The 12,929-nt window shown below is 55.4% G+C and carries 7 protein-coding genes; 2 read left to right on the top strand and 5 right to left on the bottom strand.

Annotation, left to right across the window (positions count from 1 at the left end; translation table 11 throughout):
* Positions 1-441 precede the first annotated feature (441 nt).
* Positions 442-795: a VOC family protein gene (locus tag Q31a_RS06035; protein WP_145075464.1), complete on the bottom strand. Its 354-nt coding sequence runs from the start codon at positions 793-795 to the stop codon at positions 442-444.
* A 1,827-nt stretch (positions 796-2,622) separates the two neighbouring features.
* Here Q31a_RS06035 and Q31a_RS06045 point away from each other — a divergent pair.
* The gene (locus Q31a_RS06045; RefSeq protein ID WP_145075466.1) at positions 2,623-3,408 is read left to right on the top strand and encodes an SDR family NAD(P)-dependent oxidoreductase; all 786 of its coding nucleotides are present in this window, start codon (positions 2,623-2,625) and stop codon (positions 3,406-3,408) included.
* Positions 3,409-3,832: 424 nt separating this feature from the next.
* A complete protein-coding gene (locus tag Q31a_RS31075; protein ID WP_197356289.1) occupies positions 3,833-6,655 on the top strand; it encodes a DEAD/DEAH box helicase in 2,823 nt (940 codons plus the stop codon).
* 197 nt (positions 6,656-6,852) lie between these two features.
* On the opposite strand, the gene Q31a_RS06055 is transcribed toward Q31a_RS31075, so the two are convergent.
* The 4 genes from Q31a_RS06055 to Q31a_RS06070 form a co-directional block, all read right to left on the bottom strand.
* Entirely contained in the window at positions 6,853-8,295 is a 1,443-nt protein-coding gene (locus Q31a_RS06055) for a DUF1501 domain-containing protein (RefSeq protein ID WP_145075468.1), read from the bottom strand.
* Positions 8,292-10,757 carry a DUF1553 domain-containing protein gene (locus Q31a_RS06060; RefSeq protein ID WP_231691082.1) on the bottom strand — a complete coding sequence of 822 codons (2,466 nt, stop codon included), beginning with the start codon at positions 10,755-10,757 and terminating at the stop codon, positions 8,292-8,294. Before Q31a_RS06060 ends, Q31a_RS06055 begins: the two co-directional genes overlap by 4 nt.
* A gap of 54 nt (positions 10,758-10,811) precedes the next feature.
* Positions 10,812-11,228, bottom strand: a complete 417-nt coding sequence (locus tag Q31a_RS06065; RefSeq protein WP_197356290.1) for a transthyretin-like family protein — start codon at positions 11,226-11,228, stop codon at positions 10,812-10,814.
* Between the two features lie 186 nt (positions 11,229-11,414).
* A complete protein-coding gene (locus Q31a_RS06070) occupies positions 11,415-12,389 on the bottom strand; it encodes a DUF1559 domain-containing protein (RefSeq protein WP_145075472.1) in 975 nt (324 codons plus the stop codon).
* Between the last annotated feature and the right edge of the window lie 540 nt (positions 12,390-12,929).

Consider the following 12,929-nt stretch of genomic DNA (forward strand, 5'->3'; position numbering starts at 1 on the left):
GGCAATTTCGCGAATTGGCCTGTAGCGACAATCACTTGTCCTTGCTCACGCTGCGGATTGCGATTTCGACAAACCGGTAAGCAAGCAACGCCGGATCAGTTGCGGAACAGAGCGCTCGGGGGGCTGCTGCATTCTCAACCAAACGGACGAAGCTCTTCAGTCAACCAGCCGTCAGCGATTGGTTGCTTGAAGAGCGATTCTATTTTATCGCGCAGGCAGTGTGCCTGATTGCCCTACTTCGGCCACGACCTGCACTTGCTCACCCGACGGTGGATTTGAGCGCGTTTTTGAGTTTACCGTGCCGGTAGCGTCCCAATCCCCATGCCGCGCTATCACTTGTCCTTGCTCACGCTGCGGGTTGCGATTCCAACACGTCGTCACGCGACTGGTTCGGTCTCACCGAACTGTCGGAATTCGCATGCTTCGCGAGTTGTTCACCGTCTAGCGTTCGCTCCACACGGCCAGTTCATTTCCATGGGGATCGGCAAACTGAAATCGGCGTCCTCCTGGAAATGCAAAAATTTCCTGGACGATCTTCGCACCGGCGGAGACCACTCGGCGATACGTCGCTTCTAAGTCAGCCGCGTAGAACACGACGAGCACCGCTCCGGCAGCCGGCGATGACTGGAGTGGCGAGCGATAGAAGCCACCGTCCATCTTCCCGTCGGTGAACGCCAGATAGTCAGAGCCGTAAGGGGTAAACTTCCACTCAAATGCCTGCTCGTAGAAAGCCTGCACTGCAACAAAGTCTTCCGCTGGAAATTCGAGGTAGTCTATTTTCAGATTTGTGGGCATGCAAGGATTCCCTAGAAGTTGTGGATGTTTCCTGCAATTTAACGCGTCCTGTAGCGGCGGCAAGACCACACGTTTCCCAGGAGCTGACGGTAAATCCTCGACGTCCTTTTACCTGTCAGCCCTTTTTACCCGCCAGCCAATGATCTGAGACATTGGAAGATCTTTTGGATCGGGAGAGCAGCGATCCCCAAGCCTCGACAGCAGCCTAAACGTTGCAAGCTTGAGCAGAAACATCCTCATTTGGCATCAACGCACGCGTAGAAGAGCAACCGACGATGATTTCGTGGTGCAGCCAGATGACACTTGCCCGATGGTCCATGGTGGCAGTCTCCGCGTGCACAGGCTCCGCCTGCAGAGCTGCCGCGTGCTCGCACTGCAAACGAAAATAGCCTAGAAGAATGAACTTCTAGGCTATTTCGATACTTAGATTCTTACAGCTTTGGACGTCTGATGCTTAAGCAGCAGGGTCAGCTGTAGGAGCAGCTGGTGCTGCAGGAGCAGCAGGTGCTGGAGGAGCAGCAGCAGGAGCTGCGCTCTCGATGATGACACCGCTGTCAAGCGTTGTGCTACAGCTTGGGCAACCTGGAACGTAACCACCACTGATTACCGAACCACCACAGCTGCTGCATCCGCTAACAGGAGCGGCGCAACCGCCACAGCTAGGAGCAGCTTCGCAGCAGTTGCTACGGCGACCCAACAGGCGGCGACGTGGTTGACCACAAGGATCAGCTTCGCAGCAAGTAGGGGCAGCTTCGCAGCAGGAAGGAGCAGGAGCAGGACAGCAAGCTACAGGAGCAGGTGCACAGCAGCTAGGTGCTGGCTCGCAGCATGCAACTGGTGCTGGCTCGCAGCATGCAACTGGAGCTGGCTCGCAGCAAGGAGCAGGCTCACCGCAGCACTTCGAAGCGCGACGTGAAGCAAGCTTGGCTAGCAAACCACCGCTGCAACGCTCACGCGTTGGACGGCAGGTGTCGCGACGGACTTCTGGTCCACAGCAACGATTCGAACCCAAACCAGAAAACAAACCACCGCAGCTGCTACGGCCACTGCAGCTACCAAAACCAGCATAAGCTTCGGTGGACGATACGCTCGCGGTCAAAAGCATGGCCAAGCCAGCGATGCCCGCAACTAAAACTCGATTCATCGGATACCTCCAATAGGTTACCAACACGCGTTGAATGGCCCAACCGTTGGACCAAAGTGGCGGGACATCCGCCTCCAATTGCACGTAATAGGTTGAATTTCTTACTTACACTACCTAAACGACTTGTCAGCTACGCCGAAGATTAACGGTCAAGCGGTTTAGGCAATCTAAGAAGACTGGCAGATAGATTATCGCTGGCGTGCAGAGTGTCAACAGGCCCAGCTTCGGAAACCCGCGGATACTTGCCGGAACCCCCTTTTTATGTGAACTTTCTCACACTTCTACGACCGTAGCTTCCCCAATCCTACGCAGGCCGGACCGGCCAGGCAAAATCAACGTAAATCCAATGCTAGCAAATGCTTGGAGTCGGCTTGGTGGAATCCCGGCAGCCCCCTAATCATGCGGTCTAGGGAGGGTCGCCCACCCTTCCTTCCAGACGCACCTCACAGTCGGAAAAATCACCACGAAACTACGCTTTTTATCAAGTCAGCTTGATCGGCAAGATTTTCCTAGTCTGAATTGCTAGCAATAGCCGAATTAAAGTGTGTAAGCATGCTGGCCGCAGCTCGACGCAACGCCAAAGTTGGTCGGAACGTGGGCGGCACCGCATGCTTCACTAGCATGGAAGTTTCTCGCGGCTCGGATTGTCGGGTTTCCGCGACTACTACAACTTGGAGGTTGTGATGGCAAAGCGCAGCTTTGCGGGAAAACGGGTCATTCTGACCGGTGCCAGCAGCGGAATTGGTTGGTACCTCGCCTCGGATTTGGTGCGAGCGGGCGCGTACGTAGTTATCGCAGGGCGGCGTTCGGAACGTCTGCAGCAACTCCGACTGTCGTTCGGCAACCCACAGAAACGCTTGATAGCCGTGACAGGTGATATTACCGACGCCGAACATCGCCAGACCCTTGTGACGACCGCTGTGGAGCAATTAGGAGGCATTGACCTAGTGATTAACAATGCCGGCATGGGCGCTATCGGCAATTTTGCCGATGCATCTGCGGAACGCTTGCGGCGGATCATGGAGGTTGACTTTTTTGGTGCAACCGAGCTTACGCGATTGGCGTTGCCTCATTTGAAACGCGGCAACCAACCGGCGATCGGCATTGTCAGCTCGGTGCTAGCCCACCGGGCTGTACCGGGGAAAAGCGAATACTGCGCTGCCAAATTCGCTTTACGGGGTTGGGCAGAGTCCTTGAGAGTTGAATTGAAACCGGCGGGGATAGACGTTTGCAACGTTGCTCCGAGCACGACGCGGAGCGAATTTTTCGACTCCTTGTTGGAAACGGCCCGGGGAACCCAAAGTCGCTCTGCCGGATCGCAGTCTCCAGAGTATGTGGCTAGAAACATCCTCAAGGCGCTGCGGCAGCGCAAACGCGACCTCATCCTTTCCCCAGGCGGCAAATCGCTCGTTTGGCTTGGAAAATTCGCGCCGCGCTTTACCGACCAATTGCTGCTGAAGTACGCCTGAGCTGGCCTGGGCGCACAAGACCGGAGAAGCCCCCATCGCGACACAACTTGGGGACTTTATCTCCCCGTACCGAATCTTCTTGCCAGAAAACGGATGACTAAGGGTAACGTCTTGCAGGATAAAACCCAGCTTCCTTCATCTTTTTACACTATCGGAATCGATGGGTCGCAGGTAACCTAGCACGCATCGCCAGCGGTTTTCCGCGCCCCACAGCCCAACAGAGGCTTGAGTAGGGGCCCTCGACACGCGACCTGATGGGTCAGCGGTCCGAAGAATAAGACCAAGGCGTAAGACCTTGGGACAATATCTTCCTTTCTCTCTATGCAGCGGATCCTTTGGGAAGCCGGTCCTTCGTATCGTTTCGTGTAATTGCTGCGGCGTTCCCTATCAAGAAAAGCACACCGTTCACCCCATGACTACTGCCTTGTCGAAAAAAACTGAATCCGATCTCGATGCTGAAATCCTCGCTAAACTCAAAGCGGAAATCGCCCAGGAAGCAGCACAAAAAATCAAGCTGGCCAAAGCCGCTAAGCGTCAAACGCTGACAGATAGCCTGACCGGGTCGAGCCTTCTGCCCGCCGGGGCTCCGCCAGCTCAAGAAAATGCAGCTGCCGCGCAAACCCATACGGCACAGCCTGAAATCACTCCCGTTCCAACACCTGCAGCACCCGTCGTACAGGCTGCAGTTGCAGCCACCGTAGAAGTGGCAGCCAAGGCTGCTACGGCAGCGGTCGAAGCCGTGGCAGCCCCCACTGCGGCAATGCCAAGTGCCGTAGCTGACCAAGCCGTAGTCAGCACACCGGAAAGCAGTGCTCCCGATACCAGCGAAGCTGAAGCGACCGTCATCGAAGTGCATGCAACCGAAGTCCCAGTGGCGGAAACTCCAGTGGTAGAAGCTCCAGTGGTAGAAGCTCCAGTGGTAGAAGCTCCTGTCGTAGAAGCTACAGTGGTTGAAGTTGCTGCGAGCTCGAGTGTATCTGAGGAAGCGGTTGAAGCAGCTCCCATTTCCGCTGCTACGGCCCCGGCCGAAGAGCCAGGCTCCGCAAGCCAGGAAATGGTTTCCGAACCAGTCACCATCGCGGTCGAAGCCGCGGTTAGCCTTGCCGAACCACCTCGCGCGGCCCCCGCACTCGCTTCCGCACCTTCCGTCATTGAGCAAACGATTGCGGCTGCGGCGCTGCCGACTGCGGCACCAAGTGATGCAGTGGACACTCCAGAACTCACACCTCAGCAGATCGCAAAGAAATTGCGGAAGAAGGCCAAGAAAGCTGCTAAGGCCGCGGAAGCAGCTGCCGCTGCGATGGCCGCCGCCAATTCAGCAGGCACCGCCTCGGACAAGGTTGAGTCTGACAAGGCGACGACCGAGACGGTAGTGCCAAAGCCAGCGACCGCCGAAGATGCGCCCGCTGCCGAAGATGTTGGTGTCGTGTTTCGCGACCTAGCGCTCAGCGAAGAAGTGCAGCTCGCGGTTCAGATGTCTGGCTATATCACCCCCACGGCCGTACAAGCCGAAATCATTCCCTACATGCTCGATGGTCGGGATGTGTTGGCCCAATCGCAAACGGGAACTGGAAAAACAGCAGCCTTTGCGCTGCCGATCCTATCCCGCATCAACTTGGACGAAACCAAACCACAAATTTTGGTACTCGCTCCCACTCGAGAGTTGGCCACACAGGTTGCCAAGTCGTTTGAGACCTACGCCAAATGCATGCCGAAGTTGAAAGTGGCTGCCATTTATGGTGGTGCGGATTACGATTCGCAACTACGTCTCTTGCGTCGTGGTGTGCAAGTCGTCGTAGGCACGCCTGGCCGAGTCATCGACCACATTCGTCGCGGCACGTTTCACTTGGATAACATCCAATGCGTCGTCTTGGATGAAGCGGATGAGATGCTCAACATGGGCTTCTTCGAAGACGTTGAGTTCGTATTGGCTCAAACTCCGCAGGATAAGCAGGTCGCATTATTCTCCGCAACGATGCCACCGCAGATTCGTCGCATCGCCGATGAATACTTGAAAGATCCCGCCACCATCACGATCCGCCGCAATACCATTACGGCCGATTCGATTGAGCAAATGTGTGTGTTCGTCGAAGAATACAACAAGCCTGAGTTGCTGGCACGCATGTTGGAAATGGAAGATACCGACGGCGTAATTGTCTTCACCAAGACCAAGGAGTCGACCGTCCAAGTGGCGGAACGCCTCAGCAAAATTGGAATCTCCGCGGCAGCCCTGAACGGCGATCTTCCGCAAGCCCGTCGCCAAAGAGCCGTGGATCAGTTAAAGGCGGGGCAATTGGACGTCTTGGTCGCAACCGATGTGGCCGCCCGAGGATTGGACGTGCAACGCATCAGCCACGTTTTCAATTACGACTTACCTCACGACAGCGAATCGTACATTCACCGCATCGGGCGAACCGGACGCGCTGGGCGTAGTGGTGTAGCGGTCATCTTCCTGACCCATCGTCAGAGTGGCAAGCTGCGATTGATCGAAAGGGCGACCAAGCGGACGATTGATATTATCAATATGCCCACGGCCGAAGTCATCAATAAGAAACGCATCGAACGCTTCAAGCATCAGATCACCCATCAGTTGCAAGGTGGCGATCTGGGGCCATACCATAAGCTCGTTGGAGAATACCTTGCGGAGACCGGCGAAGCTCCAGAACGCGTTGCCGCCGCGTTGGCTGCTATCAGCCAGGGCAAGAGTCCCATGTTTGTTAAAGACTTGCCGACCGCACCCGAGCGCCGTAGCAATAGTCGCGAAGATCGTGGTGGCCGTTTCGGAGACCGCGATAGTCGCTCCAGTGGTGGAGATCGCGACGACCGACCACGCCGCCGTTCGGGGCCACCCAACCGTGGCATGCGTCGCTTTCGGATTGAAGTCGGCAGCCAAGACGGAGTCCGTCCCGGAAACATCGTCGGCGCCATCGCCAACGAAGCGGGACTTTCCGGACGCGATATTGGACCGATCGATATCCGCAGCCAGTTTAGTATTGTCGACCTGCCCGAGCATGTTGAAGGTGAGCTGATGAATCAGCTACAACGCACTTGGGTAGCGGGCAAGCAATTGCAAATCAGTCCGTTTAACGAGCGGTCCTTCAGCGACAGCGAGAGTGGCGGGCGTCGCGGTCCGCCGGCCGCCAGGCAGGGCAGTGGCGAACGACGCGAGTTCTCCAAGACCTATAAGGGAAAGCCGGCTGCCGGAAAATTTGAGAAAACCTTCTCGAAGAAACGCAAGAAGCGCTAGTTACGGATCCTCGCTCCAATTTTTCATGCAAGCCGCTGCGGGGAGCCTCTCCCCGCAGACGGCTTGTTGCTTTTGGTGCATCGACACGTTCGCTCCCTCTGCCGCAATTTGGCGGCACGAGGCGTCGGGCGTTCCCCCATGAAGAATTCGGCCGTAGACTTCGAGCCAGCCCCGAAGAACATCGGGCTGGGTGAGGACTACGCTAAGATACCTTGCACCACTCGAGCCTCTTCCACCCCCGTCAGGCGTTGGTCGAGCCCTTTGAATGGGAAGGTAAGACGCGAGTGATCGATTCCGAGCTGATGAAGAATGGTTGCATTTAAATCGCGGACATGCACCGGATCTTCAACAATGTTGTAGCTAAAATCATCGGTTTGCCCGTAGGTGATGCCACCTTTGATGCCTCCACCAGCCATCCAAACGCTGAAGCATCTGGGGTGATGATCACGTCCATAATCAGTGCGTGTCAACTTGCCTTGGCAATAGGTCGTCCGCCCAAATTCTCCTGCGAAGACGACGAGAGTGTCTTCTAAGAGTCCTCTATTTTTCAAATCCAACAGCAACGCGGCTGACGGCTGGTCAACATCATAGGCCTGCCCTCGCAGCTTTTTAGGCAGTCCCACGTGGTGATCCCAGCCACGATGGAAGAGCTGCACAAAGCGGATGTCCCGCTCAATCATGCGGCGTGCTAGCAAACAATTGCGAGCGAACGAGCCGCTCTTGTGCACTTCGGGGCCGTATGAATCGACAACATGCTTGGGTTCGTTCGTCAAGTCAGTCAATTCCGGCACCGAGGACTGCATTCGAAAGGCCATTTCCTGTTGCGAGATCGTCGCTTGAATTTCAGGATCTCCGATTTCCTGAAGGTGTTCCTGATTCAGTTTGGCAACGAGGTCGAGCATTCGACGACGGCTCGATGCCGTAACGCCCTCTGGATTGGAAAGAAAGAGCACAGGATCCCCGGAGGGCTGAAACGACACCCCCTGGTGCTTGGAAGGCAGGAAACCGGAGCCCCAAAGACGGCTGTAGAGCGCCTGCACATTGCCGGTCCCCCCAGTCCAAAACGCAGAACTCATGACCACAAAATCTGGCAGATTCTCATTCATGCGGCCCAACCCATAACTCAGCCACGATCCCATGCTGGCTTTTCCAGGGATTTGTGAACCAGTGCAAATGAGCGTTTTTGCCGGATCGTGATTGATCGCGTCGGTATGCAAGGACTTAATGATGCACAATTCGTCAGCGACAGTCCCCAGGTGCGGCAACAGTTCACTCATCGCAATGCCGCTTTGTCCTTGGGGAGAGAACTTGAACATTGAAGGCGCGACGATCTGTTCCTTTCCTTTCGTCATGGCCGTCACGCGTTGCCCCTGACTGACACTCGGTGGTAGCGGTTGATTGAATTGGTCGACGAGCGCCGGCTTATCGTCAAACAGATCAATTTGGCTTGGTGCGCCTGCCATAAAAAGAAAGATGACTCGCTTGGCTTTCGCAGGAAAATGTAGGGCATTGGTTGCCCCTGCGTTGTGCGCCGAGCAGACGGTGGCCAGCGCGGTCGCCCCCAATCCCATGCCGGAGCGTTTGAGGAAGAGGCGTCGATTTTCCAGATCGAAGTGGCTTGGCAAATCGCTGTGGTTCATTCTTGACTCCTGGTCGCGTCTAAATTGAGAAGGGAGTGAACGACCATCGCTAGCGCCGCAACTCTGGTCGCCGGTTCCTCGACCTTAGCCATCTCAGGCTGGCGGAGCTGGAGAGCTGCAATCTGCTGAGCCGCGTCGACATCCTGTTCGTAGATCTCTTGGAATTGAGCCAGCGCCTCAACCAGACTCTCTAGACTCGCTTGGCTGGGAAGGTGGGAGGTGATGCTTTCATGCGCGATTTGGACACGCTGACGATCCGTCAAAGAAGTGTCGTGGAGCAGAGCGCCTGCGTAATTGACGGCAGCCGCAAAATATTGCTCTTCGTTCATTAACACCAGTGCCTGCAGCGGCGTGTTGGTGCGTTCACGGCGGGCGATGCAACTCTCCCGGGAGGGCGCGTCGAAAATGGTCATTTGGGGCGGCGGTAGGGCGCGTTTCCAAAACGAATAAATACTGCGACGATAGATTTTTTCTCCCGAATCGGCCTCATAGACCCGTGGGTACGAATTCGGCATGGCGACCACCTCCCACAAACCGGCTGGCTGCGGTGGCTTGACACTCTTGCCGTAGAGCGTGGGGTTGAGCAGACCGCAGACCGCAAGAATTTGGTCGCGAATGACTTCCGCATCCAATCGATAGCGAGAACCGCGACTCAGCAAGCGATTATTCGGATCGACGCGAAATCGATCCGGCGGTGCCTGAGAGGTTTGTTGGTACGTCTTCGAAAGTACAATCATTCGAAGCAACCGCTTAACGTCCCACCCAGATTCGATGAATTGGAGTGTTACGTAATCGAGCAACTCTGGGTGACTGGGCGTTTCCCCCTGAGCACCAAAGTCTTCAGACGTTTTGACAAGTCCGATGCCGAAGAGCTGTTGCCAGAACCGATTCACGGCGACACGGGCGGTAAGTGGATTGTCGGAAGCGACCATCCATCGCGCCAAATCCATGCGTGTTTTGACTTGCGACTCACTTTGGATGGGTGGCAAAAAGCTGGGTGCATTCCGCTCCACCTGCTCACCGAGCTGGTCGTAGTTGCCACGTACATGAATATAAGTGGGGCGCACCTCGCTGCGTTCCTTCATGATCAAGGTGGCCGGAATTCTTCCGATCAGCTCGCTTCTTCGTTCTTCTTGTTGCACTAGCTCTCGTTTCAACGTCTCCAGTTGTTCGGTGGCTGCAGGTGTTGGCGACGCAGCAACGTTCGAATCCCGAGCTTCCTTAGAGCTGCCAGTCTCGAGCTGCTCCAGCGCTGCGCGAATGCGCGAGAGTTCCTTGTCGAGTCGCGTTAGCTCTACCGTTTGTTCCGAAGTCGGCAGCTCCAGATAGGGTGGCTGAAGTCCTCGCTGAAAATCTAGTCCGCGGCGTCCGCCCGTTTCCGGATCTGCATCCAAGTTATTGAAGAAGGCATAGAATTGGTAGAAATCGCGTTGCGTGATCGGATCGTATTTATGGTCATGACACACGGCGCATTCAAGCGTCAAACCGAGGAATGCGGTCCCGACCGAAGAAACCCGGTCTACGACATTTCGCATGAAGCTCTCCTCCGGCAAGGCCGTACCACGATCAATGATCAAGTGCAGTCGGTGAAACCCCGATGCGATCAGCTGGTCAACCGTGGGTTGCTCAAACAGGTCACCGGCCATTTGATCTACGATGAAATTGTCGAAAGGCATATTTTCGTTGAACGCACGAATCACCCAATCCCGATACGGCGTCATCTCGCGATAGTGATCGTGGTGCAGCCCATTGGTATCTGCGAAACGCACTAGGTCGAGCCAATAGCGTGCCATGTGCTCGCCAAAATGCGGACTCTCCAAGAGGCGATCCACGAGCTGCTCAATAGCGTCAGGGGATGAGTCGTTGACGAATTCTTGGATTTCATCGAGCGTGGGAGGCAAGCCCGTTAAGTCAAGGGATAAGCGTCTCAGCAATGTCCGCCGATCAGCAGCAGGACTCGGACCAAGGCCAGCTCGTTGCAAGCGGGCTAGCACAAATCGATCGATGGGTTGCTGGCTCCAGTCATTCGGCTGGGGAGCGGGAAGTTCACTGCGTTGCGGGGCCACAAATGCCCAGTGCTCCTGGTACTCCGCACCAGAGGCAATCCAGCGTTTGATCTTCTCGACCTCCAGTTCGGTCAACTCCTTGTTGGACTCGACCGGCGGCATCTTCAGATCCGCATCCATGGCCGTGATCCGCGCGACAACCTCCTCCAAGTCCATTGCTGCAGGGATATCCAGTCTCGCATCTGCTTGCCGATTTTCAGCGTCGGGACCATGGCACTGGAAGCAGTTATTGGCGAGTATCGGACGAATATCACGGTCAAAGCTCAACGAATCGGACGACATGCCCTCCTCATCGGTCAGGCCCAGGGTTGGCATGGCCAGAACAAATACGGCCACTCCACAGACGATTCTCAGCGGCCGCTGAATGCCCGACATCAGTAGATATTGCTGCAACATTTCTCATCATCTCAATTGGGCCAAGTCTAGTTGGCGGTTCCCCTTAGAACGTATTTACAGATCGAAAGTAAATACATTCTTGGAGGCATCCGCATCGACAGTGGCCGTGAAACCAGACTTGCTGGGATTGCCATACTTCGCAGGAATGGGAGAGGGTTCCGATTTTTGCCCCCCGGTGAAGGCTGGCATGTCGGCGATCACATCAGGGACATATTTTAACGATACTTGATAATCGCCAACCCAGGCACCGTCCCCAGGCTCCAACGTCCGAAGCTTGAAATTCCCTTGCTCATCTGTGGTACCTTCTGCGATCTGCCCGCTACCGCCCACAGGGACGAATGAGACCGAAATTTTCGCAATAGGGGAACCATTGAAGGTCACCACCCCTTTAGCCGGAACGGGGCCATCACCCGATCCTCCACATCCCGCTAAAAAACAAGACGCCAACAGCAGAACACTTAAACAGTTCATTCGTCGAAATAGCACGACCTTTACTCCAATCAGGGTAGCAGATTACAGTTCCAAGCACACGTACCGAAAGATGCTGCAAGCCAACGACACGGGCAAAGCCAATACTCCGCGTCGCTGGGATGAATCATTGTTGAAATGAATACAGAGGGGGCATTTCCCAATAGCGAATTGCCGTTCAACTTGCGCTCAATCGCTGCTGCTCACGACTTCACCGCCACTGATGGTGGCGTAAGCACGATAAACTCCGATGTCGATACTCTCGCTTACGAATCGAACGCTTCCGTCGCCCAAGCCGAATTGACCGCCGCCTACATGCTTGCTGGCAAAGGAATAATTATTCGGCCAGTCGCCGATGTTCTTCGGTCGCTTCAAAACGGCGTTGAGTGGTATCGCACAGGTCGCGGTGACTGCATTGGGGTTGTACCACCAATTCCACTGGCTCCAACCTGGCTGCGCCTCACCAATCGCGTAAGTGTTTGATGTACCGTCCGTCAAATCGCGCATTCGCGTAACGGGATTGGTTTGGTTCTGATTCGAGCACAGGATACCATTTCCAGAATTCAATCCATCGGTGCTTCCACCGTGTCTTCCACCAGGCGACGATACCGGCGAGTAAACTCCCCACGCCCAATTGCTGCCAGCGCAGGCTTTGTAGTTGGTAACGGCCCACGTCCCGGGAGGATCCACATTGACGTCAGAGCGATTGCCCAGACGACCGTTTTCGCTCTCACCATCGGACGGGCATAGGAATCCTGAAATAACGGTATTGGCAACTATTTGGTTCTGCAGAATATTTGGCGTAGTCCCCTGAAGTCCAACGCGAAAATCAATTTGATTGAATAACGGCGCTTGCTCAATTTGCGGGAGGATCATCTGCAACCAACTCTTGCCGGTATTGGCGATCGCGGGACCACCACCACCACCGCCAGGGATGCTTCGATAGGCACCGTTGATTGGAAAGATTTTGAAGGTGTCATGATAGTTGTGAAACGCCAATCCCAGCTGCTTCACATTGTTCGAACATTGCATTCGACGAGCGGCTTCGCGTGCCGCTTGAACCGCTGGGAGAAGCAAGCCAACGAGGATACCAATGATTGCAATAACCACTAGAAGTTCGACGAGCGTAAAAGCGGATCGCTGCGATAGAGTACTGCGCTGCATAAGACGGTTCCTTGCAAGGTGGGAAAAGTACCGAAGACAGACTGTTAGAGTTGAACAAAGAGTCCTTTCCGCTCAGTGCTCGCCCCCACTCTAACAACTGGAGCCGACAGATACCAGCGGTGCCCATTCCCACCTTAAGAAACAGTTAGGCGAGCAGAACCACCGCAGACCACGCATGAAATGCGACACCCACGGCGAGTGGTGCCGCCAGCAGGAGTGCCAACCTGCCCTCCTCGCAAATATCCAGGATCATGTCGGCTTCATTTCTGCAGTGTGAGGAAGCCGCTTCGGACATCCGCTGCGCGAGTTGGCGGTCCCCGGTGGGGACTGGGGCTCCCCCCAAACCTATTCCGCCATTGCGAGGCCCTTGGGAATTCCTACTGAAGCAGACAGCTACCGACAGACATCTGCCGAGACGCGAAGGGAACCCAATTCCCAATAGGCGCGAGAGAACGCTACCAGCGGGGTGGCTGTCTGACAATTCTCCTTGGTTCCCAGCCCGATTCTGCTGCTCATCCAGTTAGAATTAGTGGAGACTTG

Source organism: Aureliella helgolandensis, from assembly GCF_007752135.1.
GTDB lineage: Bacteria > Planctomycetota > Planctomycetia > Pirellulales > Pirellulaceae > Aureliella > Aureliella helgolandensis.